Origin of the sequence: Pseudomonas oryzihabitans (genome assembly GCF_032027545.1) — a bacterium.
Classification (GTDB): Bacteria; Pseudomonadota; Gammaproteobacteria; order Pseudomonadales; family Pseudomonadaceae; genus Chryseomonas; species Chryseomonas oryzihabitans_F.
The window spans coordinates 14,626-40,737 of sequence record NZ_JAVSJB010000017.1; the positions used below are offsets into that span (position 1 = coordinate 14,626).

General features: G+C 66.6%; 23 protein-coding genes. 14 read left to right on the forward strand and 9 right to left on the reverse strand.

Translation table 11 applies throughout. The annotated features are described in order from the left end of the window. Positions 1-747: 747 nt before the first annotated feature. The gene (gene azu / locus RND78_RS21600) at positions 748-1,197 is read right to left on the reverse strand and encodes an azurin (protein WP_312731996.1); all 450 of its coding nucleotides are present in this window, start codon (positions 1,195-1,197) and stop codon (positions 748-750) included. Positions 1,198-1,532: 335 nt separating this feature from the next. Between azu and RND78_RS21605 the strand changes: the two genes are divergently transcribed. The 3 genes from RND78_RS21605 to RND78_RS21615 all read left to right on the forward strand — a co-directional run bounded on the left by RND78_RS21605 (position 1,533) and on the right by RND78_RS21615 (position 3,996). Continuing rightward, entirely contained in the window at positions 1,533-2,120 is a 588-nt protein-coding gene (locus tag RND78_RS21605) for a TIGR00730 family Rossman fold protein (protein ID WP_312731998.1), read from the forward strand. Between the two features lie 100 nt (positions 2,121-2,220). Beyond that, the gene (locus RND78_RS21610; protein ID WP_312732000.1) at positions 2,221-3,078 is read left to right on the forward strand and encodes an SDR family oxidoreductase; all 858 of its coding nucleotides are present in this window, start codon (positions 2,221-2,223) and stop codon (positions 3,076-3,078) included. 60 nt (positions 3,079-3,138) lie between these two features. Then, positions 3,139-3,996: a glucose 1-dehydrogenase gene (locus tag RND78_RS21615; RefSeq protein ID WP_312732002.1), complete on the forward strand. Its 858-nt coding sequence runs from the start codon at positions 3,139-3,141 to the stop codon at positions 3,994-3,996. Between the two features lie 172 nt (positions 3,997-4,168). Here the strand turns inward: RND78_RS21615 and RND78_RS21620 are convergent, their stop codons facing one another. Continuing rightward, positions 4,169-4,837, reverse strand: coding sequence for a TetR family transcriptional regulator (locus tag RND78_RS21620; protein ID WP_312732003.1), 669 nt, complete (start codon positions 4,835-4,837; stop codon positions 4,169-4,171). A gap of 47 nt (positions 4,838-4,884) precedes the next feature. Continuing rightward, entirely contained in the window at positions 4,885-6,789 is a 1,905-nt protein-coding gene (gene quiC, locus RND78_RS21625; RefSeq protein ID WP_312732004.1) for a 3-dehydroshikimate dehydratase QuiC, read from the reverse strand. A 431-nt stretch (positions 6,790-7,220) separates the two neighbouring features. Here quiC and RND78_RS21630 point away from each other — a divergent pair, with 431 nt between their 5' ends. The 3 genes from RND78_RS21630 to RND78_RS21640 all read left to right on the forward strand — a co-directional run bounded on the left by RND78_RS21630 (position 7,221) and on the right by RND78_RS21640 (position 11,369). Next, a complete protein-coding gene (locus RND78_RS21630; protein WP_312732005.1) occupies positions 7,221-8,618 on the forward strand; it encodes an MFS transporter in 1,398 nt (465 codons plus the stop codon). Positions 8,619-8,875: 257 nt separating this feature from the next. After that, complete coding sequence (locus RND78_RS21635; protein ID WP_312732006.1) at positions 8,876-10,144, forward strand: OprD family porin; 1,269 nt, start codon at positions 8,876-8,878, stop codon at positions 10,142-10,144. A 160-nt stretch (positions 10,145-10,304) separates the two neighbouring features. Then, entirely contained in the window at positions 10,305-11,369 is a 1,065-nt protein-coding gene (locus RND78_RS21640) for a PA0069 family radical SAM protein (protein WP_312732007.1), read from the forward strand. Between the two features lie 149 nt (positions 11,370-11,518). Here the strand turns inward: RND78_RS21640 and RND78_RS21645 are convergent, their stop codons facing one another. Then, complete coding sequence (locus RND78_RS21645; RefSeq protein ID WP_312732008.1) at positions 11,519-11,884, reverse strand: hypothetical protein; 366 nt, start codon at positions 11,882-11,884, stop codon at positions 11,519-11,521. 294 nt (positions 11,885-12,178) lie between these two features. On the opposite strand from RND78_RS21645, the gene RND78_RS21650 reads away from it, so the two are divergent. Further along, positions 12,179-13,996 carry a S9 family peptidase gene (locus tag RND78_RS21650; protein WP_312732009.1) on the forward strand — a complete coding sequence of 606 codons (1,818 nt, stop codon included), beginning with the start codon at positions 12,179-12,181 and terminating at the stop codon, positions 13,994-13,996. Here the strand turns inward: RND78_RS21650 and aroD are convergent. Beyond that, positions 13,991-14,854 (reverse strand): type I 3-dehydroquinate dehydratase, encoded by an 864-nt coding sequence (aroD, locus tag RND78_RS21655; protein ID WP_312732010.1) that lies wholly within the window; start codon positions 14,852-14,854, stop codon positions 13,991-13,993. The two genes, RND78_RS21650 and aroD, sit on opposite strands and share 6 nt — an antisense overlap. 133 nt (positions 14,855-14,987) lie before the next feature. Between aroD and RND78_RS21660 the strand changes: the two genes are divergently transcribed. After that, positions 14,988-15,722 (forward strand): DUF502 domain-containing protein, encoded by a 735-nt coding sequence (locus RND78_RS21660; protein WP_312732012.1) that lies wholly within the window; start codon positions 14,988-14,990, stop codon positions 15,720-15,722. On the opposite strand, the gene RND78_RS21665 is transcribed toward RND78_RS21660, so the two are convergent. Beyond that, entirely contained in the window at positions 15,719-16,516 is a 798-nt protein-coding gene (locus tag RND78_RS21665; RefSeq protein WP_312732013.1) for an SDR family NAD(P)-dependent oxidoreductase, read from the reverse strand. The genes RND78_RS21660 and RND78_RS21665 overlap by 4 nt on opposite strands. A 238-nt stretch (positions 16,517-16,754) precedes the next feature. Between RND78_RS21665 and RND78_RS21670 the strand changes: the two genes are divergently transcribed. Then, the gene (locus RND78_RS21670; RefSeq protein ID WP_312732014.1) at positions 16,755-17,192 is read left to right on the forward strand and encodes a DUF393 domain-containing protein; all 438 of its coding nucleotides are present in this window, start codon (positions 16,755-16,757) and stop codon (positions 17,190-17,192) included. On the opposite strand, the gene RND78_RS21675 is transcribed toward RND78_RS21670, so the two are convergent. Next, entirely contained in the window at positions 17,177-17,932 is a 756-nt protein-coding gene (locus RND78_RS21675) for a CPBP family intramembrane glutamic endopeptidase (protein ID WP_312732015.1), read from the reverse strand. The genes RND78_RS21670 and RND78_RS21675 overlap by 16 nt on opposite strands. A gap of 130 nt (positions 17,933-18,062) precedes the next feature. Here RND78_RS21675 and RND78_RS21680 point away from each other — a divergent pair, with 130 nt between their 5' ends. Continuing rightward, a complete protein-coding gene (locus RND78_RS21680) occupies positions 18,063-19,325 on the forward strand; it encodes an Hsp70 family protein (protein WP_312732016.1) in 1,263 nt (420 codons plus the stop codon). Between the two features lie 45 nt (positions 19,326-19,370). Here the strand turns inward: RND78_RS21680 and bdcA are convergent, their stop codons facing one another. Then, a complete protein-coding gene (gene bdcA / locus RND78_RS21685) occupies positions 19,371-20,084 on the reverse strand; it encodes an SDR family oxidoreductase (protein ID WP_312732017.1) in 714 nt (237 codons plus the stop codon). 72 nt (positions 20,085-20,156) lie between these two features. Here bdcA and RND78_RS21690 point away from each other — a divergent pair, with 72 nt between their 5' ends. Continuing rightward, positions 20,157-20,756, forward strand: coding sequence for a TetR/AcrR family transcriptional regulator (locus RND78_RS21690; RefSeq protein WP_312732018.1), 600 nt, complete (start codon positions 20,157-20,159; stop codon positions 20,754-20,756). A 41-nt stretch (positions 20,757-20,797) separates the two neighbouring features. Here RND78_RS21690 and RND78_RS21695 read toward each other — a convergent pair whose 3' ends face one another. Next, positions 20,798-22,765: a sigma 54-interacting transcriptional regulator gene (locus tag RND78_RS21695; RefSeq protein WP_312732019.1), complete on the reverse strand. Its 1,968-nt coding sequence runs from the start codon at positions 22,763-22,765 to the stop codon at positions 20,798-20,800. Between the two features lie 216 nt (positions 22,766-22,981). Between RND78_RS21695 and RND78_RS21700 the strand changes: the two genes are divergently transcribed. From RND78_RS21700 to RND78_RS21710, 3 genes are all read left to right on the forward strand, one after another. Then, positions 22,982-23,878, forward strand: a complete 897-nt coding sequence (locus RND78_RS21700; RefSeq protein WP_312732020.1) for a DUF1932 domain-containing protein — start codon at positions 22,982-22,984, stop codon at positions 23,876-23,878. Next, positions 23,875-24,579: a hypothetical protein gene (locus tag RND78_RS21705; RefSeq protein ID WP_312732021.1), complete on the forward strand. Its 705-nt coding sequence runs from the start codon at positions 23,875-23,877 to the stop codon at positions 24,577-24,579. Before RND78_RS21700 ends, RND78_RS21705 begins: the two co-directional genes overlap by 4 nt. 80 nt (positions 24,580-24,659) lie before the next feature. Next, positions 24,660-26,021 (forward strand): citrate:proton symporter, encoded by a 1,362-nt coding sequence (locus RND78_RS21710; protein ID WP_312732022.1) that lies wholly within the window; start codon positions 24,660-24,662, stop codon positions 26,019-26,021. Positions 26,022-26,112 lie beyond the last annotated feature (91 nt).

Below are 26,112 nucleotides of genomic sequence, written 5' to 3' on the forward strand. Positions count from 1 at the left end.
CCAGATGGACCCTCCATGGCCCACTGGACCTCTCGCCGCATCCATGCGGCTCGACCCACTCCACGACACTGGCGTTCGCCCTCCTGAACGGGGCGATTCGCTAGCCTGAAAGTGTTGGTTGAATAGCCACAAAAAGTCCGTGGTCCGTAGTGTGGACAACGGCGAAGCCTTGTCCACTGAGCATGGCCATGATGCGTACCAGTGGAAAACGCTGCGCGATTTTCCACGCTACAAATCCTATGAACACCGAAGTCTCAGGCTGGCGCCCCGTCCCCGTCAGTAAGGCCGAGTGTAGGTGCCGCGTAGGGGGATGCGAGGCAGGACGCCGAGCAAGGCGCGAGGGGCAGGAAGCCCCTTCGTGCCGTGCCCCCGGAGCGGCGCCGGAGCGAGGGAAACGTAGCGAAGCGGAGTAACAGCCGCAGGCTGGCCCGAAGGGTGAGCGAAGCGAATCACCCGGAGCGCAGCGGAGGGCCGAAACGTGGGGCAAGCGTTTTTGGTTACTTTTGTCCGGGGCGCGTAGCCGCGACTGGCAAAAGTGACTCGCCCGGGTGGGCGAAACACAAGCCATCAGGACACTCGATAACCAGCTAAGGCACCTAATGCCCCAAACCGTTGGGCTTCGCTAACGCTCAACCCAACCTTGTATCTCTCCCGGGTAATGAGATTAGCTACCTCATTACCCGGGAGAGATGGTATCTACAGGAGACTCCTGCTCAAGAAGTCGGACTGCGACAGTCAGCCCTCCCCTTACCCCCTCTGCAACACCCCCCTCATGGACCCGAAATGCCCCGGGAACGAACAGAAGAAGGTGTATTCCTTGCCCGCCTCCAAAGCCCCGGTATCGAAGCTCACCGAGTCCTTCTCGCCGCCACCCAGCATGCGGGTATGGGCGATGATGCGTTCGTCACCCTCGGGCAGGTAGCCCTTGGCCTCGCCAGCGTTCATGCCGGCAGCGTCGACGGCCGCGGCGTCGGTGGAGCGGGTCAGCACCCAATTGTGGCCCATGACGTTCTTCGGCAGGCTACCGCTGTGCACCAGCTCCACGGTGAAGGTCTTGCACGACGCCGGAATCTGGATCGAGGCGCGGCTGTAGGTCATCTGGTCGCCGGCTTCGATCTGCGTCGAACAGACGTCGGCAGCCCAGGCGCCGCTACTTCCCAAGGCAAACAGCGCTGCGGCAAAAAACGTGGATTTCATGAACCCTCCGGATGCGTGAAAGTCGCCAGTCAGACCGATGCGAGGGTGGTGGGTTCCGATCGCCCTGGCAAGCTGAGGTACAGGTCTCCTCTATCGACGTCATCGAAAGCTTTGCCGGGTCTCCCGAGGACACCTCTGCCACCATGGCCCTACCCATCGCCACGAAAAAGGATGCTCGCCATGACTCTCGCCGCCTTGCTGCGCCAGCTGTTCGCCACCTATGCCCAGGCCGCCAGCGGCAATGCCCCGGAAGAGGACTTCCTCGCGCGATGAGCGCGCTTTGATCCCGCGCGTGGGGCGACTAGGCTAGGCGTTTTGCCTGCCAAGGAGCTCCCATGTCGCTGAAAGCCGTCTGTGTCTTCTGTGGTGCCAAGCCCGGCGCCTCCCCCGTCTTCCAGGAAGCGGCCGCGCAGCTCGGTCGTACCCTCGCCGAGCGTGGTCTCACCCTGGTCTACGGCGGCGGCAAGGTCGGCCTGATGGGGGTGGTCGCCGATGCTGCTCTGGCCGCCGGCGGCGAGGTGATCGGCATCATCCCGCAGAGTCTGAAGACCGCCGAGCTGGGCCATACCGGCTGCACTCGCCTGGAGGTGGTCGACGGCATGCATGCGCGCAAGGCGCGGATGTCGGAACTGGCCGATGCCTTCATCGCCCTCCCTGGTGGCCTGGGTACCCTGGAGGAGCTCTTCGAGGTCTGGACCTGGGGCCAGCTCGGCTATCACGCCAAACCCATGGGCCTGCTGGAAGTGGACGGCTTCTACACCCAACTGGAAGGTTTCCTCGATCACCTGGTCGCCCAGGGCTTCGTGGCGCCCCCGCATCGGGCCATGCTGCAGGTGGAAGACTCGCCGACCGCCCTGCTAGACGCCCTCGCCGCCTGGCAGCCCACGGTAGCGCCACGCTGGGCCGAACCAGCGCCACGCTAGCCCGCTCACACCGCCCGTCCCGCCCCTCGAACCCTCGCCGCTTGTGGCCTGTCGGTACTGACAGGCCCACAAAAGTTACGCAAGCGACGAGGACTCTTTCATGACCGACTTCCCCAAAGCCCCCATGCCCGAGCAACAGCAGGAGGTTCCCGGCCTGCAGTCGCGCATGAATCCGCTGCCGGATTGCGGCGAGCAAAGCTACAAGGGTTCTGGCCGCCTGGCCGGCAAGAAGGCCCTGATCACCGGGGGTGACAGTGGCATCGGCCGCGCCGTCGCCATCGCTTTCGCCCGCGAGGGCGCCGACGTTGCCATCAGCTACCTGAACGAACACGAAGACGCCGAGGACACTGCCCGGCTGGTGCGCGAAGCCGGGCGCGAGGCGCTGCTGCTGCCGGGCTGCCTGTCCCAGCGCGAGCAGTGCCTGGCGGTGGTGGACAAGACCGTGGCCGCCTTCGGCCGGCTCGACGTGCTGGTCAACAACGCCGCCTTCCAGATGACCCATGAGACGCTAGAAGAAATTCCCGACGACGAATGGGTCTACACCTTCGACGTGAACATCACCGCCATGTTTCGCATCACCCAGGCTGCGGTGAAGCACATGGGTCCCGGTGGCTCCATCATCAACACCACCTCGGTGAATTCGGACATGCCGCGGCCGACGCTATTGGCCTATGCCACCACCAAGGGGGCCATCGCCAACTTCACCGCGGGCCTCGCCCAGTTGCTCGGCGAGAAAGGCATCCGCGCCAACAGCGTGGCCCCGGGCCCCATCTGGACCCCGCTGATTCCGGCCACCATGCCGCCGGAGCAGGTCAAGGAATTCGGCGGCAACACCCCGCTGGGCCGCCCCGGCCAGCCGGTGGAGCTGGCGCCGGTCTACGTGATGCTGGCCTCGGACGAGTCCAGCTACACCTCGGGCGCACGGATCGCCGTCACCGGCGGCAAGCCCATTCTCTAAGCGCCCTGCGGACCCCGGCACGCGTCGGGGTCCTCCCTTTTCCTGCATTCGGAGTCCCTCGTGAGCGACCATCCCAAGCCCCCGCTGAAACCCCAGCCGCAAACCTTTCCCGGCTCCGAAGCGCGCATGGATCCGCAACCCGACAGCGGCGCCGAGAGCTATCGTGGTTCGGGCCGCTTGGCGGGCAAGAAAGCCCTGATCACCGGTGCCGACAGCGGCATCGGGCGCGCCGTGGCCATCGCCTTCGCCCGCGAGGGCGCCGATGTGGCCATCGCCTACCTGGACGAACACGAGGACGCCCAGGAGACCGCCCGCCTGGTCAGCGAGGCTGGGCGCCAGGCCGTGCTGCTGCCGGGTGATCTGGCCGAGCGCCAGACCTGCCTGGATGCGGTGCAACGGACCGTCGAGGCCTTTGGTCGCATCGACGTGCTGGTCAACAACGCAGCCTTCCAGCAAGTGCGCGACAGCCTCGACGAGATCCCCGACGAGGAATGGGTACATACCTTCAACGTGAACATCCATGCCATGTTCCGCATCACCCAGGCGGCGCTGAAGCACATGCCACGCGGCGGCTCCATCATCAACACCGCCTCGATCAATGCCGACATCGCCCCGCCGACCCTGCTGGCCTATTCGGCCACCAAGGGCGCCATCGCCAACTTCACCGCGGGCCTCGCGCAGCTGCTGGGCGACAAGGGCATCCGCGCCAACAGCGTGGCCCCCGGCCCGATCTGGACGCCGCTGATCGTCAGCACCATGAAGCCCGACGAGCCCGAGCAATTCGGTAGCAGCACGCCGCTGGGTCGCCCTGGCCAACCGGTGGAGCTGGCGCCAGCCTATGTGCTACTGGCGTCGGACGAGGCGAGCTACATTTCCGGCGCCATGTTGCCGGTGACGGGCGGGATGCCGGTGCTTTGAGGGTTTGATCGGGTGCAGGGATGAGAGCGGCAGGCGCATTACGCGTGGAAAACGCTGCGCGGTTTTCCACCCTACCGGACTGAACCCCTATTGCAGCGTTCGGCCAAGCGCCTCCTCTCCCTTTGGGAGAGGGTCGGGGTGAGGGCCACTGCCCGTCGCCCGATGTCAGCCTTCAGGGCTTCAGATACCCCACCACCGCATCGCCGATCATTGCCTTGTGGCGACGCACCGAGTCTTCGTCGTCCAGATCGACGCGGTGGATGAGGCCGAAGGTGTGGCGGTTGGAGACGCGGAAGAAGCAGAAGGCGCTGATCAGGAGGTGCACGTCCACGGCATCGAGGCCGGGACGTACCTCGCCGTTGGCCTCGCCCCGTTCGAGGATGCGGCGGATGGATTGCAACGCCGACAGGTTCAGGCTGGAAATGGTTTCGGAACGCGCCAGGTGATGGCCGCGATGGATGTTTTCGATGCTCACCAGGCGGATGAAGTCATCGTGGCTGCGGTGATGTTCGAAGGTGAATTCGGTCAACCGGCGGATGGCTTCCAGCGGCGGCAGGCTGTCCAGTGGCAACTGGGCCTCGGTCGCGCGGACGTTGCTGTAGAGCTTCTCCAGCACGGCCAGGTACAAGCCCTCCTTGCTGCCGAAGTAGTAATAGATCATCCGCTTGGAGGTATGGGTGCGCTCGGCGATGGCATCGACGCGGGCGCCGGTCAGGCCCAGGTCGGCGAATTCCGCCACGGCGGCCGCCAGGATCGCCTGGCGGGTTTTCTCGGGATTGTTCTTGCGACCGGTCTTGCTGGGGGTGGAGGGCGTCGGCTCGACCGCCGGGGAGTCCTGCATCGGGTCTGGCTCTTGTTGGGTAAGGGCCAGACCCATGCGGGTCCGGCTCAGAGTTTCACGGGGGCGGGCCGACCCTGGCGGGCAGCGGCCATGGCTGCCAGGCGTACGGGACTGTTGGCGGCACCATAGCCACTGTAATCCTTGCGCTGCAGGATTTCGAAGAAGAATCGGTCGGCGAAGGACTCGGTATAGACGTGGAACAGCTCGCCGCCCTGGGTATCGCGATCGTAGAGCACGTTGTAGTAGGCCAGCCGGCTGAGGAAGTCGTCGTCGAAATCGAAGCGCGCCCCCAGGTCGTCGTAGTAGTTCATGGGGATTTCCAGCAGCGGCACCCCAGCCGCCTTGGCCTGCTCGACGGCCAGGAAGATGTCGTCGCAGGCGAAGGCGACGTGGTGGACCCCCGAACCGCGATAGCTCGACAGCGCCCGGGCGATGGCGGTGTTGCGGTTTTCCGAGATGTTCAGCGCCAGCCGCACGTTGGACTCGCGACTGCGCAGGGCGCGGCTCTTGACCAGGCCGTAGGGGTCGGGAACCACCACTTCGTCGTCGGCGCTGAAGTCGAACAGGCTCTTGTAGAACAGCACCCAGCCATCCAGGGCATCGGCCGGCAGCGCCTCGGCGACGTGGTCGACCCGGGTGAGCCCCAAGCCGCCGCTGGCACCCGCGCTCACATCGAAGTCGGTGTCGTAGAGGGTGCGACCGTCGGTGCCGCGGTCGGCGAAGTAGATCAGGCTGCCGTCGGGGGCGCGGACCGCCGGAATTTCCCGCTCGTTGGGGCCGACCAGGCCACGATAGGGCTGGGCGCGATACTGGCGGGCCCGCTCCAGGGCGACCTGGCTGTCCGGCACGCGCAAGGCAGTGGCGCACAGCGACGGCCCGTGGGCCTCGAAGAAATTGTGGGCGAAGGAATAGGGCTCGGCGTTGAGCACGATATTGACATCGCCCTGGCGCAGCAGGGTGACGTTCTTCGAGCGATGCCGCCCGGCCTTGGCAAAGCCCAGCTTGCCCAGCCAGGTGGCCAGTTGCGCGCCATGGGCATCGTCCACCGCGAACTCCAGGAACTCGACGCCCTCCAGGCGCGACGGCGGCGGCGGGGCGAACAAGGGGGCGGCGACGGGCGCGGCCTCTTCGCGGGCCAGGCGCTCGGCGGTCTTTTCCTCCAGATAGAGCAGGGACCTCAGGCCGTCGGCCGCGGTGGCGCGGGTCTGGGCGGCGCGGAAGCCGTCGTTGAAGATTTCCAGGGACAGCGGTCCGGTATAGCCGCTGCGCAGGATGGGCGCGAGGAAGCCCGCCAGGTCGAATTCGCCCTGGCCGGGGAAGCAGCGGAAATGCCGGCTCCACTCCAGCACGTCCATCTGCAGTAGCGGCGCGTCGGCCATCTGCACGAAGAAGATCTTGTCGCCGGGAATCTGGGCGATGCCCGCCGGATCGCCGCCCAGGGACAGCGTATGGAAGCTGTCGAGCAACACGCCGAGGCTGGGATGATCGACGGCCTTCACCAGGCGCCAGACCTGCTGCCAGGTGTTGACGTGGCGGCCCCAGGCGAGGGCCTCATAGCCGATGCGCAACCGGCGCACGGCGGCACGCTCGGCCAGCAGTTGCAGGTCGTCGGCCAGCAGGCGCTCGTCGCCCAGGCTGTCGGGCGCGGTGTTGCTGCACACCAGGATCAGGTCGGTGCCCAACTCCTGCATCAGGTCGAACTTGCGCTCGGCCCGATCGAGGTTGCGCGACAGCCGCTCCCGGCGGCAGCCCTCGAAGTCGCGGAACGGCTGGAACAGGGTGATGGCCAGTCCCAGGTCCTGGGTCAGCTGGCGGATCTCGCGCGGACTTGCCCCGGAGTACAGCAGGTCGTTCTCGAAGATCTCCACACCGTCGAAGCCCGCCGCCGCTATGGCTTCGAGCTTTTCGGGAAGGGTGCCGCTCAGGGATACGGTGGCGATGGAACGCTGCATGCCGGGACTCCTGTTGGTTGGCCGCTGCCGCTTGGATGACCGCTGAACATTCAGGCTAGTTCGCAAGCGCTGGGAGAATTATTCTCCGAGCGGATACCAGGCGACAGCGGTCTTTGTACGAACCGGTTAGTTTTTGTTCGATAACCGAACGCAAGGTCGTTTATCGAATTGACCGCCTTCCAGGTGGCTCGCACTATGGCGCCAGAGCCCTCGCTCGACGCAGCCAGAAGAACAAGACAAACAAGAAGAGTGTGCGCCCATGCTCCCGCTATCCACGCTATATTTCGCCCCCCGTTTCGCTCGCCACCTCTTGCGTGTCGCTGGCGACGGCTAGTCCGGGCCTTTCCTCACCTATCGCTTGCGGACCCCACGTCGCCATGACGTCGGCTGTCCTGCTGCATCCCTGGCCTGACAATAATCCGGAGACAATTATGGCCAATACCGCCTCCTCTACCACCGGCTCCCAAGCCAAGAAAGCCACCGCCAGCGGCTGGATCGGCTCGGCACTGGAATACTACGACTTCTTCATCTACGCCCAAGCGGCGGCCCTGATCTTCCCGCAGATCTTCTTTCCCTCCACCGATCCCAAGATGGCCATCGTCGCCTCCCTCGCCACCTATGGCGTAGGTTACCTGGCCCGTCCGGTCGGTGCCTTCGTCCTGGGTCACTGGGGCGACACCCGCGGTCGCAAGAACGTCCTGTTGCTGTGCATGTTCCTCATGGGCATCGCCACCATGGCCGTCGGCCTGCTGCCCACCTATCACCAGATCGGCATCCTCGCCCCCATCCTGCTGGTGGTGCTGCGGCTGATCCAGGGCTTCGCCGTGGCCGGCGAGATCTCCGGCGCCAGCTCCATGGTGCTCGAACACGCTCCCTTCGGACGGCGTGGCTACTACGCGAGCTTCACCCTGCAGGGCGTCCAGGCCGGCCAGGTGATGGCCGCCGCCATCTTCCTGCCCCTGGCCTACTTCATGCCCGCCGACGCCTTCAACAGCTGGGGCTGGCGGATCCCCTTCCTGCTCAGCGCCTTCGTCCTGCTGGCCGGCTACATCATCCGCCGCGAGGTCCACGAGACCCCTGCCTTCGTCAAGGAAGAAGCCAAGACCGAGACGACCGCCGCCCCGAGGCGCTCGCCCATCGGTGAAGCCCTGACCACCAGCTGGAAGTCCATGGTCCTGGTCGCCCTGATGGCGCTGATGAACGTCATCCCGGTGGTCGCCACCATCTTCGGTGCGGCCTACGCCGTGCAGCCGGCCTACGGCATCGGCTTCGACAAGAGCGTCTACCTGTGGATACCCGTGGTGGGCAACATCGTCGCGGTGCTGGTGATCCCCTTCGTCGGCAACCTCTCCGACCGCATCGGCCGGCGGCCGACCATGATCGGTGGCGCCCTGGGTTCGGGTCTGCTGGCCTTCGGTTACCTCTATGCCATCAGCGTCCATAACCTGCCGCTGGCCTTCGTCATGTCGCTGCTGATGTGGGGCGTGGTCTACCAGGGCTACAACGCGGTCTTCCCGAGCTTCTACCCGGAGCAGTTCCAGACCCGCTACCGCGTCTCGGCCATGGCCATCGCCCAGAACATCGGCACCATGCTCACCGCCATGCTGCCGGCCCTGTTCACCCTGGTCGCTCCGCCCGGCACCGAGAACATCTGGCTGGTGGTCGGTGGCCTGGCCTTTGGGGTGACCTGTCTGTCGGCCCTGGCCGCCTACCTCTCGCCGGAAACCTACCGCGTGCCCATGAGCGAACTGGGCAAGCCGGGCGCCCAGCAGATGGACAAGAACGCCTACGATACGGCTCGCCAGGACAGCCTCAAGGCCAGCGTCTGAGTGCAGCAGGAGTCCTCGCCCACCGAGGGCTCCCGCCTGCGACCTTGGTCGCCTTGCCGCAAGACATACGTTGTCATATAACTATCCAACCGGTCGCCTCGATCGGTGTGTTCCGATAATTCAAATAAGAAAGGAATCCCCCATGTCGCCCTCGCCTTCCTAGCGCTCCACCTCGCCCGCTATCGCTCTAAGCCCTCGTCAGATGCCGCCCCACGCGCCGGCAGGGCACCTTTCAGCCATAAGAACAAGGATCACCCATGAGCACTCGCCTCGCTTCCCGCCGGCTCGCCCGTGCCTGCGCCACCTTTGCCGCCCTGACCAGCACCGCGCCGCTGTGGGCGGCGGACAACGGCTTCATCGAAGACACCAAGGCCAATCTCAACCTGCGCAACTTCTACTTCAACCGCAATTTCGTCGACCCGGCCTACACCGCGCAGAACAAGGCCGAGGAGTGGACCCAAAGCTTCATCTTCGGCCTGACCTCCGGCTACACCCAGGGTCCGGTGGGCTTCGGCATCGACGCCCTGGGCCTCTACTCGGTCAAGCTCGATGGCGGCGCCGGCACCTATGGCACCCAGCTGCTGCCCACCCACGCCGGTAACGAACCGGCCAAGGACTTCGGTCGCCTGGCGGTAGCCGCCAAGGCCAAGGTCTCCAAGACCGACGTGAAGGTCGGCGAATGGTTCGCCGTGCTGCCGATCCTCAGGTCCGACGACGGCCGCTCGCTGCCGCAGACCTTCCAGGGCGCCCAGATTCATTCCACCGAGATCCAGAATCTGGAACTCTGGGGCGGCCAGATGCGCCAGAACAGTCCGCGCAACGACGCCAGCATGGAAGACATGTCCATGCAGGGCCGCGCCAACGCCACCTCCGACCGCTTCAACTACGCCGGTGGCGAGTACAGGTTCAACGAGAAACGTACCCTGATCGGCCTCTGGTATGCCCAGCTCGAAGACATCTACAACCAGAAGTTCATCAACCTGGTGCATTACCAGCCGGTAGGCAGCTGGACCCTGGGCGCCAACCTCGGCTACTTCATCGGTGACGACGACGGCTCGGCCCGCGCCGGCGCGCTGGACAACCGCACCGCCTCCGCGCTGCTCTCCGCCAAGCAGGGCGGCGGCACCTTCTACGTCGGCCTGCAGCGTGTCAGCGGCGACAGCGCCTGGATGAGGGTCAACGGCACCAGCGGCGGCACCCTGGCCAACGACAGCTACAACTCCAGCTACGACAACGCCCGCGAACGCTCCTGGCAGGTACGCTACGACCACAACTTCGCCGCCTTCGGCCTCCCCGGCCTGACGCTGATGAACCGCTACATCAGCGGTGACAACGTCCATACCGGCGCCATCACCGACGGCAAGGAATGGGGCCGCGAATCCGAGGTGCAATACGAGATCCAGAGCGGCCCGCTGAAGAAGCTGCTGATCCGCTGGCGCAACTCCAGCATGAGACGCGACTACAGCGCCAGCGGCTCCTTCGACGAGAACCGCATCATCTTCAACTACCCGATATCGGTGTTGTAAGGAGAGGGTTCAGCGGCGGCCTGAGGGCCGCCGCGCCTTCGCTCTTACCGATAGCCTCCTTGGCAAGAGCGGCTGCCGTAGTGGAGAAACCTCGGCAACCCTCTTGCCCTGCTCGACCAGACCTTATACTGTATAAAAATACAGTTATGGAGCCTTGGTCATGACCCAGCCTCAACGCCCGCCACGCGGCCGTGGCACGGCCAGCAATCCGCACAACCGCTTCGCCGCCACCCGTAGCGAGGCCGAACAGGATGGCTGGTACGAGGAGGCGACGCCCCTGACCTTCACCACCGAGGTCCGCCAGGAAACGGCGAAGACCGTCATCAGCCGCAACCAATCACCGGACGTGGGCTTCGATCGCTCGGTGAATCCCTATCGCGGTTGCGAGCATGGCTGCATCTACTGCTTCGCCCGGCCCTCCCATGCCTATTGGGATCTCTCGCCAGGGATCGATTTCGAGACGAAGCTGATCGCCAAGACCAACCTGGCGGAGCGCCTGGAGGCGGAACTGTGCAAGCCGGGCTACCAGCCGCAGCCCATCGCCCTGGGCATCAATACCGATGGCTACCAGCCCATCGAGCGGCACTACCAGCTGACCCGCCAGGCGCTGGAGATCCTGCTGCGCTACCGCCATCCGGTGACCCTCATCACCAAGAGCGCCTTGATCCTGCGCGATCTGGATCTGCTCAGCCAACTGGCCGAGCGTAACCTGGTGCGGGTAGCCTTCAGCCTGACGACCCTGGATGACGACCTCAAGCGCATCCTCGAACCCCGGACCGCAGCGCCGAGCGCCCGCTTGCGCGCCATGCGCAGCCTGCACGAGCATGGGGTACCGGTCAGTGTGCTCTTGGCGCCGATGATCCCCATGATCAACGATCACGAGCTGGAGGCCATGCTCGAGGCGGCGCGCGATCACGGTGCGCGTTCGGCGGGTTACACCCTGCTGCGCCTGCCTCTGGAGATCGTCGAGTTGTTCGAGGAGTGGCTGCAGACGCATTTCCCCGAGCGCGCGGCCCATGTGATGAGCCTGATCCGCCAGTCCCGGGGCGGCAAGAACTACGACAGCCGCTTCGGCATCCGCATGAAGGGTGAAGGCCAGTTCGCCGAACTGCTGGCCCAGCGCTTTCGTCTGGCACGGCGACGGTTCGGGCTGGAACGGCGGGAAGGTGAAGGGCTGGATTGCAGCCAGTTCGCCCCGCCAGGGGAGCAGTTGGGGTTGTTCTAGAAAAGCGATCAGGTAGTCGCGACCGAAGGGGCGACCGATCTTTCCTGCTGAGCCCAAGCGTCGGGAGTGAGTCTTCAGCGAGAGGGCGAGCAGTCACCCGGGCGGTATGAGGCGAATGAAGGCGCTGCCACGCCTCCGGAATGGCCTCTTCAAGGCAAGGCGCGCCCGCCCTGCCACTGGGTCAGGCCGAGGCCGATGCTGACGTGATCGGTAGCCTGCGTCTCGAGGCCGAGGTGGGTCGCCGACTCCACGCCATTCGGCAGCCCTTTCCCCATCATGACCCCGTAGCCGAGGGTGCCGTGCACCTTCGGCAGCTTGCCGAAGAGCGGCGTGCCACCGTCGCCCAGATCGGGCGGAGCCGCCGCCTCGTTCTGTACTGGGAAGGCCGGTGCGACCTTGTCCAGTGACGCCTGGGGTTGCTCGCTCGGCGGCAGGCTCAGGTCCAAGGCCAGGGCCGAGGCGCTGGCCAGGCACAGCAGCAAAAGGGATGACCAACGCAAGACAGGACGAGGCATGACGACCTCCGGCCAGGGGCGCGGCTGACGGATGTAATGGAAAAGGACGGGGCAGGGGCATGGCAGGGAGCCGTGCCTACCGAAGACGCAGACTACGCCGGTTTGACGCTTTAGTCATGGGTCCATGGCGCCCTCACCCCAGCCCTCTCCCAAAGGGAGAAGGGACCATAGTCCTGTGCCGCGCGGTGCCCAGATCGTAGTGGTTCATCTGTCAGCGCATCGAGACGCCGTCCCGCCCGCCTCGTGCGAGACTCAGCTGCTAGGCTAACGGCTGTCCCCATCGCTGGAGTCACCATGACCACCCCTACCCCGCTCACACCGGCCCAGGCCGTTGCCGCCGGTATCGATTTTGCCGAACTCAAGGTCGATGCCAGTGGGCTCTACTGGAGCCAGTACGACCCAGCCGACGGCGCCACCCGGCTGTGGCGGCGCCAGGTCGGTAGCGCGCCGGTCTGTCTCACGCCGGCGGGGTTCAGTCTACGCAGCAAGGTCTATGAATACGGCGGCGGCGCGCTGTGCCTGGCGGATGCGGGACCGGTGTTCGTCAACGAGGCCGACCAGATGGTCTATCGCCAGCCCCTGGACGGCCGCGCGCCCGAGCGCCTGGCCGGTGGCGAGTCGTGGCGTTATGGTGATCTGCATTGGGATGCGCTACACGGGCGGGTTCTGGCCGTGGAAGAAGACCGCCGCGAACAGCCACCGCGCCATCGACTGGTCGCGCTCGGGCGGGCGGGTGAGCGCCAGGTGCTGGCCGAGGGCGCGGACTTCTACGCCGCCCCCCGGACCAGCGCCGATGGGAGCCGCCTGGCCTGGATCGAATGGGATAGACCGCACCAACCCTGGACCCGCACCCGGCTGCTGATGGCCCCCCTGGACGCCGAAGGGCAGCCCGGGACGTCCACGGTAGTCGCTGCCGATCCCGAAGAAGCGCTGCAGCAGCCGCTCTTCGATGGCCAGCACCGGCTGTGGGCGCTGAGCGATCGCCAGGGCTGGTGGCAACCCTGGTGCGAGACCGACGACGGTTTCGCTGCCCAGGAGGCACCCGCGGCGGATCATGCCGCCGCGCCCTGGCAACTGGGCGGCGCCAGTTGGTTGCCGACGGCGGAGGGCTGGCTGGCGACCTGGCAGGAAGACGGCTTCGGGTTGCTCGGCGAGCGTCGTGCGGATGGCCAGGTCCAGCGTCTGGCCACGGACTTCAGTCGCTTTCGCGGCCTGGCCCTGGACGAGCGTCACTGCTACTGCATCGCCGCCGCCCCGACGCGGCCCTCGGCGGTGCTGGCCATCGAGCGGCGGACGGGAGCCGTGGAGATCCTTTGCGGCGGCGTGGCGCCCCTGCCGGAAACCGCCGTGATCGCGCCCCGGCGCCTGAGCTATCCCAGCGGCGATGGCCAGGCCCAGGGCTTCCTCTATCTGCCCGAGGACCACGGCGAGGGTCCACCTCCGCTGCTGGTCAGCATCCACGGGGGCCCGACCTCCTGCACCTATCCGGTGTTCGATGCGCGCATCCAGTTCTGGGTCCGCCAGGGCTTCGCCGTGGCCGACCTGAACTATCGCGGCAGCAGCGGCCATGGCCGGGCCTACCGCCAGGCGCTGCACCTGCGCTGGGGTGAAGTGGACGTGGAAGACGCCTGTGCAGCGGTGGACTACCTGGGGCGCCAGGGCCACGTCGATCCGCAGCGCGCCTTCATCCGCGGCGGCAGCGCGGGAGGCTATACGGCGCTCTGCGCCCTGGCCTTCCGCGACGTCTTCCGTGCCGGCGCCAGCCTCTATGGCGTCAGCGATCCCCTGGCGCTGGCCAAGGTCACCCACAAGTTCGAAGCCGATTACCTGGACTGGCTGATCGGCGCCCCCGAGGCCGACCGCGCCCGCTACGAGGCGCGCACGCCCTTGCTGCATGCCGATCAGATCCGGGCGCCGGTGATCTTCCTCCAGGGGCTCAAGGACGCCGTGGTGGTACCGGCGCAGACCGACGCCATGGCCGCCGCCCTGGAGGCGCGCGGCGTGCCGGTGGTGGTGCGACGCTATCCGGACGAGGGCCACGGTTTTCGCCACGCGGCCAACCAGGCGGACGCCCTGGAGCAGGAAGCGGCCTTCTACCGCCGTTGGCTATGACGACGACTGGCGCGTCCGGTGCAGCGCCTCGAGCGTCTGGTGCAGGACGTCGGCCTCGATCTGGCCCGGTGCCGATGCCTGGCCCTGACTGCCGAAGGTGAGGGCACTGCCAAAGGTCTCGCCGGCGAGACGGGACACGGCGCCGACCCCTCCCATGGCCATGATGAGCAATGGGCGGGGGCTACGCTCGTGCAGGGTCCAGGTCACCTGCAGCAGGCGGGCGACATCGCCACCGTCGCGCGGCATCACCGCCAGCTTGAGGATGTCGGCGCCCAGGGCCTGCTGGCGCTGCAAGCGCCCGAGCATGTCGGCATTGGTCGGCGTGCCCTGGAAATCATGACTGGAGAGGATCACCTTGGCGCCGGTCTTGTGCGCCTCCACCACCAGTGCCTTGACCCGGCGCTCGTCGCGGCGCATCTCCACGTCGAGCAGATCGGCGAAGCCGGCCTGCAGCAGCTTGCCGTAGAGCGCCGCATAGGCCGCATCGTCCAGCTCGCCGGCGCCGCCTTCGCGTTTGGACCTGAAGGTCAGCAGCAAGGGCTTGCCGCCCAGCGTCTGCACCAGTTGCCGACCCAGGGCGGCCACCTGGTCGGCATCCGTGGCGAAGGCCAGGAGATCGAGGCGCAGCTCCAGGATATCGACCGCTGGCGAAGCAGCCGCCGCCCGGCCTTGTTCGAGCACCTGCTCGGCCGTCTTGCCCGAGGTGGAGACGATGATCTTCGGCCGTCCTTCGCCGATGCGCAGGTCCCGGACCTGCACCGGCTGGGTAGCCGCCTGCGCGGTCGAGGCAAGGGACAAGCCGGCGTAAAGGGCGAGGGGCAAGGCCGCGAGGAGTAGCGGACGAAGCGTGCGGGGCATGACAGGACTCCAGAACGAAAGACGACTGTCTTCAAGACCTGCGCTGCCGCGACCGAGTGCCCGCCGACCAGCGCTTGGCGGGCGCTGATCGCCCGGCTCGCGTAGACTGGCGCTTTAGCCATCGAGTCCCTGCATGCCCTTCGTTCGTCGTGGTTTCGAAAGCATCGTATCCACCTGGTTGGCAGGGCTGCTGCTCCTGCTGCCCCTGGTGCTGACCCTGGCCCTGATCGGCTGGATCGTCAGCTTCCTCAACGGCTTGATCGGCCCCAACACCACCCTCGGCCAGTTGTTCGTGGCGGTGGGACATCCCTTCGTCGGCAATTCCCTGGCCGCCTACGGCATCGGCACCCTGCTGCTGCTGGTGCTGCTCTATCCGCTGGGCATCGCGGTCAAGTTGGGGCTGCGCCGGCCGCTGGCCTGGTTCGCCAACGTGACCTTCCGGCGCATTCCAGTGTTCGGCAAGCTCTATGGTCTCGCCGAGCGCTTCGTTGAGCTGCTGGATCGCAAGGAAGGCGGGGCGGACATCCGCGCCATGAGTCCGGTGTGGTGCTTCTTCGGTGGCCAGGGCGTGGCGGTACTGGCACTGCTACCCAATCCGGCGGTGGTGGACATCGATGGTCGCCGCTACCACGCCGTACTGGTGCCCTCGGCGCCGGTGCCGGTGGGCGGTGGCCTGCTCTATGTGCCAGTGGACTGGGTGAAGCCGGCCGACATGGGGGTGGACATGTTCACCAGCATCTACGTTTCCATGGGCATCACCCTGCCGCCGGTGGTCAAGGATCGCCAGGTGGAATTCATCCCCCTGGACGAGGCGGTACGCCGCCAGCAGGAACAGGGGACGGCCGAGGAGCCGCCCCGCCAGTCCTAGTTCTGCACGGCCTGCACCGAGCCCCCATCCACGCGCAGGTTGCTGCCGTTGATGAAGGAGGCGCGTTCGGACACCAGCAGGGCGATGGCCGCAGCGACCTCTTCCACCTTGCCGCGGCGCTTCTGCACGATGCCCGGCCGCTCTTCGTCGAGGAAGCTTTCGATGGCTTCCTCGAAGGAGACACCCAGCTCCTTGGCGCGTTTTTCCATCATGCCATCGGTCATGCCGGTCTCGATGAAGGCCGGCGAGACGGTATTGCACAGCACGCCGTGGGCGGCTTCCTTGTACGACAGGTTTTTGATGAAGGCGGCCAGGGCCGCCTTGGCCACGTTGTAGACGGCCTCTTCCCAATAGGGCTGCACGGCGTTTTCCGAGGTGATGCAGACGAAGCGACCCCAGCCACGCTTACGCATGCGCGGAATGGCGGCCCGGGCGACCCGCACGGCGGAGAAGAAGTCGGTGGCCCAGGCCTCCTCGTAGTCGGCATCTTCCAGCTCCAGCGGATCGCCCTTGGCCCCGGTGACGCCCGCGGTATGGACCACGATATCGATCTGGCCGAAGCGGGACTCGCCCTGCTCCACCAGTTCGTCCACCGCAGCCTGGTCGGTCATGTCGGCGGCGATCAGCAGCGGCTCGCCTGGCAGGCCCTTGGCCGCCTCTTCCAGCTTGCCCTGCTCCAGATCGGACAGCACCAGCTTGACGCCCTCTTCGGCCAGCAGCTTGGCCGTGGCCAGACCCATGCCACCACTGGCCCCCGTGATGAGGGCTACGCGCCCCTTGATTCCCAGATCCATAGCCACCTCGTTCATTGATTGCGTACAGTGCCTTGGAGCCTTTGCATAATCGGCTGCGCGTCGGCCAAACCCTGTTGAAAACGCCTGGCCTGGTTCCAGCTCGCGCGATGATGCAAAGGCTCTTGCGGCGTCTCTGTTTCCGACTCGCGGCGGCACGCCGTTGCGCTTACCGTTCGGCGGAAAGCGCAACGCCCACTCGGCTCGCCGGTCCAGATAGCAAGACCTCAGGAAGATCACGATGCACGCACCTCGCCTGCCCCTGACCCTCTTTCATGACGGCGCCTGTCCGCTCTGCGCCCGCGAGATCGCCTGGCTGCGGCGTCATGCCGATCCGAGCCGCCTGCACCTGATCGACCTGGCCGCGCCGGACTATCGAGCCCCGGCCGATGCACCACCGCGCCAGGCCATGCTCGACCTGCTGCACGCGCGCGATGCCGACGGCCAGTGGTTCCGCGGCCTGGACGCCACCTATTGGAGCTGGCGCACCGCCGGACTCGGACGCTGGGCCCGACCGCTGGCCTGGCGTCCGTTACGGCCTTTCTTGGAACTGGGCTATCGGTTCTTTCTCAAGCTGCGCCCTGGCCTGACCTGGCTGCCTCATCCAGCGGGCAGCCGGCGTTGCCAGGACGAGGTCTGCACCCTGGACCAGCGTCGCGAGGATCAGCGCAAGGGATAGGTCAGCAGCAGCAGATGCAGGGTATTGAGTGCCCCGTGCAGCAGCACCGCTGGCCACAGGCGATTGCCCGAGCAGTGGAAGGCCAGTCCGTAGCCCACACCGGCCAGACCCGCCAGCAGCGCGAAGCCTGCGCCCGCGGGTAGATGGGCGAGGCCGAACAGCAGGCTGGTCAGCAGCAGGCCCGTGGGCATGCCGAGGCGCTCGCTGAGGCGGCGTTGCAGGAAGGCGCGAAATACCAGCTCTTCGGCCAGGCAGGTCACCAGCAGATTGATCGCCAGCCACGCCAGCAGACCCTCCGGCCACTTCGGCTGCCAGCCAAGGACACCCAGTGCCAGGGCGAGACCGGGTACGCCGCCCAGGGTCAGACCGACCGTGGCCAGCAGCGGCCGCGCCCGCCACGGCCCCACTGGCGTACCCCACCAGGCCAGCAACAGGGCGAGGGCGACCAAAGCCTTGTCCAGCGCCAGGCGCAGTTGCCAGGGCTGGGAGCCGCCCAGGTGCTGGGGTGGTCCCAGCGGCAGGGCCGCGAACCCTGGCACGAGATGGGCGGCGAACAGCACCGCCATCACCAGCGTCACCGGTAGCCAGGCGCGGGGTGCGACACAGGGCCGCGCCGCTATCCATACCACGAACAGCACGCCACAGAGCAGTGCCACGGGCTGGACCAGCCCGCCGAGCGCACCGCCCAGCAGTAGGGCCAGGGGCGGCAGCGACCGCCACCAGCAGGAAGAGCGCGGCATGGGCATGCGGAGTCCGTCCGGAAAAGCCGCCAGTCTAGCGGTTCGTGCGGCGTTGCTGGCACCGGGCCAGGGTTCGCCTGCTCGCGCGTCTCGGCTAGACTACGCGGCTGCTCGCGTTACGGATCCTGACATGTCTGCTCAACCCGCCCGCGCCCTGGGCCTCGACTTCGGTACTTCCAACTCCACCGCCGGCTGGCTGCGGCCCTCGGGTGACGTCCTGCTGCCCCTCGAAGACGGCAAGGCCACCCTACCCTCGGTGATCTTCTTCAACGCCGAAGAGCGCCGTCCGGCCTATGGTCGCCAGGCGCTGCACGAATACCTGGAAGGCTACGAAGGCCGCCTGCTGAGATCGCTCAAGAGCCTGCTCGGCTCCAGCCTGCTCAAGGGCGAGACCAGCATCCTCGGCAGCGCCCTGCCCTTCACCGAGGTGCTCGGCCTGTTCCTCGGCACCCTAAAGCAGCGCGCCGAACAACAGGCCGACCGCGCCTTCGACGCCGTGGTGCTGGGCCGGCCGGTGCACTTCGTCGACGACGATCCGGTGGCCGACCAGGAGGCCGAGGACACCCTGGCCGCCGTAGCGCGCCAGGTGGGCTTCAACGACATCTCCTTCCAGTTCGAGCCCCTCGCCGCCGCCTTCGACTACGAGCGCAGCATCGAGCGCGAGGAGCTGGTGCTGATCGTCGACATCGGCGGTGGTACCTCGGACTTCTCCCTGGTGCGCCTGGCGCCGGAACGGCGCGAGCTGGCCGACCGCGCCGGCGACATCCTCGCCACCGGCGGCGTGCACGTGGGCGGCACCGATTTCGACCGCCAGCTGAGCCTGGAAGGGGTGATGCCGCTGCTGGGCTACGGCAGCGCCATGAAGAGTGGCGCGACCATGCCTACTAGCCACTACATCAACCTGGCGACCTGGCACACCATCAATGCCGTCTACGCCAAGAAGAGCGTGCTGGCCCTGCGCGACATGAGATACGACGCCCAGGACAGTCGCTGCATGGATCGGCTGTTCAAGCTCATCGAACAGCGCGCCGGCCATTGGCTGGCGATCCAGGTGGAAGACGCCAAGATCGCCCTGACCGACGACTGGCGCCGCACCCTGCGCCTGGACCGCATCGAGACCGGCCTGGCCGCGGAGCTGGAACGCCCGCTGTTCGACGCCGCCATCGCCCTGCAGCTGGAGCGCCTGAGTAGCGGGGTGGACGCCCTGCTGGCGCGCGCCAACCTCGATCCGGCGCGGGTCGACAGCCTGTTCTTCACCGGTGGCTCCAGCGGTATCCCGGCGCTGCGCCAGGCCCTGGCCAAGCGCTTCCCCGGCGCCCGCCTGGTGGACGGTGACCGCTTCGGCAACATCGGCAACGGCCTGGCCATCGAGGCGTTCAAGAGATACGGCTAGCGCCTCGCCAGCCAGGCAGGCAGGCAGCAGATCGCACGAGGACGCTCAGGCGCCGAAGGCACCATCGATGGTGTGCATGGCGCCGGTGACGAAGCCGGCCTCGGGTCCGGCCAGCCAGGCCACCATGCCGGCCACCTCCTCGGCGCTGCCGTGGCGCTTGATCGCCATGAAGCTGTGCATCATTTCCTTCATCGGCCCCTCGGCGGGGTTCATGTCGGTATCGATGGGCCCTGGCTGCACCACGTTGACGGTGATGCCGCGGGGCCCGAAATCCCGCGCCAGGCCGCGGGCCAGGCCCTGCAGGGCGGATTTGCTCACGGCGTAGGCAGCCAGGCCGGGGACCGGCATGCGGTCGCCGTTCACCGAACCGATGACGATGATCCGCCCGCCGGCCGGCATCTGCCGCGCGGCTTCCACCGCCGCATGATAGGGCGCCTGCACGTTGATGCGGAACAGCCGATCGACGGCATCGGGGTCCTGCTCCAGGGCATCGCCGAACAGCGCCACGCCGGAATTCACCACCAGCACATCCAGGGGACCGCTGGCGCGCACCCGCGCGATGACGGCATCGCGGTCGGCGCTGTCGGTCGCCTCGGCAGTGCTACCGGTTTCCCTGGCCAGCGCCTGGGCCGCGTCCCTGGAACTGGCATAGGTGAAGGTCACCCGGGCACCCTCGGTAGCGAAGCGCCGCACGATGGCTGCGCCTATGCCGCGGCTGCCACCCAGAACCAGCACCGACTTGCCTGCAAAATTCGTCATGATCGTCTCTCCTGATTAATGTAGTGAGTGCTACAATAAACCTCGCTCGCTTTCTGTCAAAGAGTTTTTGTAATGAGCACTACAAATAAACCCAGCACGCGTGGCCGTCCGCGCCGCTTCGATCCGGAAGCGGCAGTGGCCCAGGCGCAACGCCTGTTCCACGAAAAAGGCTACGACGGCGTGAGCGTCGCCGACCTGACCCAGGTCCTGGGCATCAATCCGCCCAGCTTCTATGCAGCTTTCGGCAGCAAGGCCGAGCTGTACCGCAAGGTCCTCGAGCGCTATGCCCTGACCGGCGCCCTGCCGCTGCGGCAGATCCTGGAAGCCGACCAGCCTCTGGCCGTCGCCTTGGTGCAGCTGCTGGAACAGGCAGCGCGCAGCTATGCCGCCGATCCGCAGGCGGCAGGTTGCCTGGTGCTGGAAGGGACCCACTGCGACGATCCCCAGGCGCGCGCGGCGGCGCAGCTCTATCACCTGGCCGCCCAGGAATTCATCCGCAGCAGCATCGCCGCGCGCTATCCACAGGAGGCGCAGCGACTGGCCGATTTCGTCACCACCACCATGGCCGGACTCTCCGCCAGCGCCCGTCATGGCCAGAGCCTGGAACGCCTGCTGGCCAGCGCCCGCCTGGCCGGCCTGGCGCTGACCCAGGCGCTGCCGGCCGGCACCTGAAAGGCTGGCGCGCGCGGGGAGGCGGTCAATCTCCGGCAGGCTCAATCAGGCAGGCGGTAACGACTGCCATCGAAGCAGGACGGATCGTCGTCCAGGTATCTACGCATCCGCCGCCACAGGGTCGCCGTGCTGATGCCCAGCCGGGCCGCCGCCGCTTTGCGATTGCCGCCCACGGCGTTGAGGGCCGCATGCAGAATCGCGCGTTCATCGGGCAAGGCCGCGACCCGCGGCTCCTGCGACGCCGACTCGGGTCGGGGCAGATCGGCGAGCAACTCCTCGAGCAGCTCATCGGCAGGCCAGTCGCAGGCGAGCAAGACGCCCAGGCGTTCACCGAGGTTGGCGAGCTGGCGCACGTTGCCTGGCCAGGAGTAGTCGGCGAGACGCGCCAGCAAGGCCTGGGTGAGCGCCCGGCTCGCGGCGGACGGGTGCGGCAGGAGCCGATCCAGCAATTCGGGCAGATCGCTACGCCGCTCGCGCAGGGGGGGCAGGGTCAGGCGCAGCACGCAGAGGCGGTAGTAGAAATCCTCGCGAAATAGCCCCTTGGCGACCTGATCCAGCAAGGGCTTGTTGCTGGCCGTGATGATGCGGATGTCCACGGGGATCACCTTGTCGTCGCCGATGCGGATGACCTGGCGCTCCTGCAGGGTGCGCAGCAGTTTGAGCTGGATATCCGCGGAGGTTTCGCTGATCTCGTCGAGGAACAGCGTGCCGGTATGGGCCAGCTCGAAGACCCCGGTGCGTCCCTCGCTGGACGCGCCGGTAAAGGCCCCCCTGACGTAGCCGAACAATTCGCTTTCCAGCACGCCGGGAGCGAAGGCGGCGCAGTTGATGGCCACGAAGGGGCCATGGCGGCGCGCGGAGGCGTTGTGGATGCTCTGGGCGAAGAGTTCCTTGCCGGTGCCGGTCTCGCCTTCGATGATCAGGGTGCTGTCGGCGCTGGCGTAGGCAGCCGCCAGGCGCTTCGCCCGCTGCAAGGCCGGACTGCTGCCGACGATGTCGGCGAAGGTGCGCTGTGCCAGGTGCTGGCCGGCGAGCGCCCGTCGCATCTTGCGTTCGAGGGTCTTGATGTCCGTCTGCTTCTGCAGGGTGGCGACTGCACCGATCACTTGGCCATCCAGCTCGATGGGAGCGATGCTCAGCGTCAGGGAGCGGCGACCGACGTCCAGCAGGGCCCCGCGGACCGCCTTGCCCTGCTGCAACGCCGGCTCGAAATAGCGCCCGATGGGCAGATCGAGGATGGGATCGCCGCAAGCGAGATCACCCATGTAGGACTGTGCGACCTGGTTCAGGCGCGTCACCCGGCCCACGCCATCGACGCTGAAGATGCCTTCGGACACGCAATCGAGGATCGTCTGGATCATCTCGTAACGGCGCTGCAACTCCTGGCGCTGCAGCCGGCGCTCGTCTTCCACCTGGAGCAGGTGCAGGGCTTCGTCGAGGGCCTCGGCAGCGGCATCGCCATCGGTGTCCGACATCACGAAGTGCAGGCCGCGGGCGGTGACGGCTTCGGCGAAGGACAGCCCGCCGATGGTCACCTCGATGCCCTGGGCCTGCAGTTCGTCGAGGCGCGCCTCGGTCTCCTGGCTGCTGGCCAGCGGGTCTATCACGCAGATGTGGGCCTCGGGCATGAAGGCGTGGGATTTGGCGAGAATCCGCGCATAGCCGTCCGAGGTAGCGAGAAAGGCGACCCGGGACGAGAGGCGCAGGGCCTGGCGATAGGCGCTGATACAGTCGAAGAAGGTGTGCCTGAGTTCCACCACCGGCACGCGGAAGTGCTCCCGCAAGCGGTGGGCGGTCTTGCCACGGCTGATCAGCACCATGGCCCCCTGGTCCAGCAGGCGCTGGGCGGTGCGCAAGGCATCGCCCTGGACCGCTTCCACCACGGGCAGCGCCAGTCCGCGCTGTGTCAGCAGCTTTTCCATGGCCAGGGTAAGAGTGCGCGACGGCGCGATGACGGCGATCCGACCGGACAGGGCGTCGGGCGCGGACGGGTTGGCTTCGACGTTCACGGGCGTTCTTCTTGTTGCAGGCTTTTCACCAGCTTGAAAGCTTTTGCAGTTTCGCGCCATGACTTTCGTCCCGGGCCGCCTGGTGAGTTTCGTGGAAAAATCCGTCAAGTAACTGATCAAGAAAGACTTTCCCAGAGACATCAAGACGACTGCACGACCTGGCACAGCCCTTGCGCCGCTATTGGGCAAACAACATCAAGAAGAAGGTAGCTGGCGATGAAAATGGTCTTCATAGGCTTCGGCGAGGCGGCCTATCACCTGGCCCTCGGCCTGGGCGCGGCGAACGGACTGCAACTGGGCGCCTACGACGCCTATCGCGACGATGCCAAGGCAGGGCCGCTGATCCGGCAACGTGCCGCCCAGGCCGGGGTGGAACTGTTCGACAGCCCGGAGCGGGCCTGCCAGGGGGCGCGCTTCGTGCTCTGCCTCACCAGCGCCAGCAGCGCCCTGGCGCTGGCCGAGCGCATCCTGCCGCTGCTGGTGGCCGGCCAGGACTACCTGGACCTGAATTCCGCGGCGCCCTTGGTCAAGCAGCGCATCGAGCGCCTGCCGCGCGCCCCAGGCGTGGGCTTTTGCGACTGCGCCGTGATGGGCACCGTGCCAGGCAACAATCATCGAGTGCCGATGCTGCTGGCCGGCAGTGCGGCACCGGCCTTCGCCGCCGCTCTCACCCCCCATGGCATGCGCCTCACCGTGCTGGACGCCGAACCCGGCGCCGCCTCGGCCATCAAGATGCTCAAGAGCGTGGTGATGAAGGGCCTGCCGCAACTCTTCCTGGAGTCCTTCCAGGCGGCCGAACGCTTCGGGGTACTCGATACCCTGATCGACTCCCTCGGCGACTCCCTCGACGGCAAGACAGTGGCACAACTGGCCGACACCTTCACCGCCCGCACCCTCATCCACGCCAAGCGCCGTGCCGCCGAGCTGGACGACGTGGTGGCGACCCTGGAGGGCCTGGGAGTCGATGCCAGCATGTCCATCGCCACCCGCGACCAGTTGCTGAAACTGGCGCGCCACGATTGGAGCACCGAACTCGGCCCTGGTGGCAGCGAGCTGGACTACCGCAGCGCCATTGCCCATTTCACCCGTGCCCAGCAGGAGTCGTCGCAATGAACACCGACCACTACCTACCGCTGCCCGAACTCATTCCCTCCGCGTTGCTGGAGCGCTTTCGCGCACTCAGCCCGGCGCAGCTATGCGACGGCATGCAGAGCCTGGGCATTCCCCGCAGTGGCTGCATGGATCATGACCTGCTGCCGCTGGACCCGGATAAGATCCTGCTGGGCACCGCCTGTACCGTGGATACCGAGGATGGCGACAACTTCCCCATCCATGTCGCCATCTACCAGGGGCAACCCGGCTACGTGTTGGTGGTGGCCGGCAAGGCGCACCGGGAACGTGCCTACCTCGGCGACCTGATGGCCGGCGCGGCTCAGGCGGTCGGTCTCGCCGGCCTGGTGGTCGACGGTTGCGTGCGCGACCGGCGCCCCCTGGCGGACCTGGACATTCCCATCTACGCCAAGGGCTTCATGCAGCGCAGTCCGGCCAAGCACGGTCCTGGGCGGATCAACGTGCCGGTGCAGTGCGCCGGCGTCGAGGTCGCGCCGGGCGATCTGATCTTCGGTGACTACGACGGCCTCACCGTAGTGCCGCGTGCCCGTTTGCTGGAGGTGCTCGAAGCGGCCGAGAAGAAGGATGCCTACGAGGCCAAACGCCGCGCGGTCATCGCCGACTACGTCCGCTGTCGCGCCAGTGGTGAGCCCTTGCCGGCGCTGGCGCCCGATTGGGTGACCGAGCTTCTGAAGAGGGAATGAACCCTCCGGGGAGCCGCACATCCGGCTCCCCCGCCCCACTATTCGTGTCCCGATAACAATAAGACTGGGAGTTGCACCGAATGCTGACCTTCCTCGGCTATGCGCTGATCATCGCCTTTCTGTTCCTGGTCATCCGCCAGAAGCTGTCGCCCTTCACCGGCCTGATCGTGGTCTCCCTGGCCGCTGGCGCCCTGGCCTGCGTCGCCAGCGGCGTACCCTTCGAGTCCCTGGTCACCTGGATTCGCCAGGGCCTGTTCTATTCCACCAGCCAGAGCGGCAAGGTAGCGCTGGGCACGGTCAATCCCACGGTGATGATCCTCTTCGCCATCCTCTATTTCAGCCTGATGATGAACGTGGGGCTGTTCGACCCCCTGTGCACCTACCTGATCCGCAAGGCCAACGGCGATCCCCTGAAGATCATCCTGGTGACGGCCTTCACCTCCTCGGTGGTGACCCTGGACGGCGATGGCACCACCACGATCCTCATCATCACCAGCGCCTTCCTGCCGCTGTACAAGCAGATGGGGCTGAAGCTGTCGAACCTGGCGATGCTCATCATCCTGCCCTGCGGCCTGGGTAACTGCCTGCCCTGGGGGGGTCCGCTGGCCCGCGCCGCCGCGGTGCTGAACGTGGAGGTGAATACTCTCTTCGTGGCGATCCTGCCGATCCTGGGCGTCTCCTTCGTCTATGTGTTCTGCATGGCCTACCTGATGGGCCGCAAGGAGCGCGAGCGACTGGGCTACATTCCCGGTGAACGCGCCATCGTCACGCCACAGCAGATCGAGGAGATGGTCACCGTCATCCAGGAGAGCGATCGGGAATTCAAGCGACCCCGCCTGTTCCTGTTCAACCTGGCCCTGACCGTCCTCATGCTGGTGACGCTGCTGGCCGGCTGGGCCAACGGCGCCATCGTCTTCATGGTGGGGACCGCCCTAGCCCTGGCGGTGAACTACAGCGCCACCGAACAGCGGGAGCGCATCACCGCCAATGGCGGTGATGCCATCGCCGTGGCCTCCATCATCCTGGCGGCAGGCTGCTTCCTCGGCATCTTCAACGGCAGCGGCATGGCTGCCGCGGTGGCCACCAGCATCGCCGGCCTGATTCCCGAGTCCATGGGCAGCCATACGGCGCTGGCCTTCGCCTTCCTTGGCGCCATCGCCTGCTATGCCCTGCCGGTGGACGCCTACTACTTCGGCATCCTGCCGGTGGTGGCGCCCATCGCCTACCAGTTCGGCATCACCCCCACCGAGATCGGCGTGGCCTCCTTCATGGGCCAGGCCCTGCGCTACGCGAGCCCGACGGTCGCCTGGCTGTTCCTGCTGATGAATCGCACGGAAATGAGCTTCGGCGAGTATCAGAAGGAATTCTTCAAGTGGTCGCTGCCGATGTTCGGCCTGTTCATCGTCACCGCCATCGTGACGGGGGAACTGCCCATCGGCTGATCGCCGGCAACAGGGCCGAGTGACGGTCTTCGCGGGACGCTCGAACACGGCTGACCGCAAGGCGCCGCTGGAGTAAGGTGGCGGCCTTCAT

Bases quoted from the DNA above. Each gene is read 5' to 3' on its own strand.
- azu (WP_312731996.1), bottom strand. From the start codon at position 1,197: ATGAAATCCACGTTTTTTGCCGCAGCGCTGTTTGCCTTGGGAAGTAGC.
- RND78_RS21605 (WP_312731998.1), top strand. From the start codon at position 1,533: ATGTCGCTGAAAGCCGTCTGTGTCTTCTGTGGTGCCAAGCCCGGCGCC.
- RND78_RS21610 (WP_312732000.1), top strand. From the start codon at position 2,221: ATGACCGACTTCCCCAAAGCCCCCATGCCCGAGCAACAGCAGGAGGTT.
- RND78_RS21620 (WP_312732003.1), bottom strand. From the start codon at position 4,837: ATGCAGGACTCCCCGGCGGTCGAGCCGACGCCCTCCACCCCCAGCAAG.
- quiC (WP_312732004.1), bottom strand. From the start codon at position 6,789: ATGCAGCGTTCCATCGCCACCGTATCCCTGAGCGGCACCCTTCCCGAA.
- RND78_RS21630 (WP_312732005.1), top strand. From the start codon at position 7,221: ATGGCCAATACCGCCTCCTCTACCACCGGCTCCCAAGCCAAGAAAGCC.
- RND78_RS21635 (WP_312732006.1), top strand. From the start codon at position 8,876: ATGAGCACTCGCCTCGCTTCCCGCCGGCTCGCCCGTGCCTGCGCCACC.
- RND78_RS21640 (WP_312732007.1), top strand. From the start codon at position 10,305: ATGACCCAGCCTCAACGCCCGCCACGCGGCCGTGGCACGGCCAGCAAT.
- RND78_RS21645 (WP_312732008.1), bottom strand. From the start codon at position 11,884: ATGCCTCGTCCTGTCTTGCGTTGGTCATCCCTTTTGCTGCTGTGCCTG.
- RND78_RS21650 (WP_312732009.1), top strand. From the start codon at position 12,179: ATGACCACCCCTACCCCGCTCACACCGGCCCAGGCCGTTGCCGCCGGT.
- aroD (WP_312732010.1), bottom strand. From the start codon at position 14,854: ATGCCCCGCACGCTTCGTCCGCTACTCCTCGCGGCCTTGCCCCTCGCC.
- RND78_RS21660 (WP_312732012.1), top strand. From the start codon at position 14,988: ATGCCCTTCGTTCGTCGTGGTTTCGAAAGCATCGTATCCACCTGGTTG.
- RND78_RS21665 (WP_312732013.1), bottom strand. From the start codon at position 16,516: ATGGATCTGGGAATCAAGGGGCGCGTAGCCCTCATCACGGGGGCCAGT.
- RND78_RS21670 (WP_312732014.1), top strand. From the start codon at position 16,755: ATGCACGCACCTCGCCTGCCCCTGACCCTCTTTCATGACGGCGCCTGT.
- RND78_RS21675 (WP_312732015.1), bottom strand. From the start codon at position 17,932: ATGCCGCGCTCTTCCTGCTGGTGGCGGTCGCTGCCGCCCCTGGCCCTA.
- RND78_RS21680 (WP_312732016.1), top strand. From the start codon at position 18,063: ATGTCTGCTCAACCCGCCCGCGCCCTGGGCCTCGACTTCGGTACTTCC.
- bdcA (WP_312732017.1), bottom strand. From the start codon at position 20,084: ATGACGAATTTTGCAGGCAAGTCGGTGCTGGTTCTGGGTGGCAGCCGC.
- RND78_RS21690 (WP_312732018.1), top strand. From the start codon at position 20,157: ATGAGCACTACAAATAAACCCAGCACGCGTGGCCGTCCGCGCCGCTTC.
- RND78_RS21700 (WP_312732020.1), top strand. From the start codon at position 22,982: ATGAAAATGGTCTTCATAGGCTTCGGCGAGGCGGCCTATCACCTGGCC.
- RND78_RS21705 (WP_312732021.1), top strand. From the start codon at position 23,875: ATGAACACCGACCACTACCTACCGCTGCCCGAACTCATTCCCTCCGCG.
- RND78_RS21710 (WP_312732022.1), top strand. From the start codon at position 24,660: ATGCTGACCTTCCTCGGCTATGCGCTGATCATCGCCTTTCTGTTCCTG.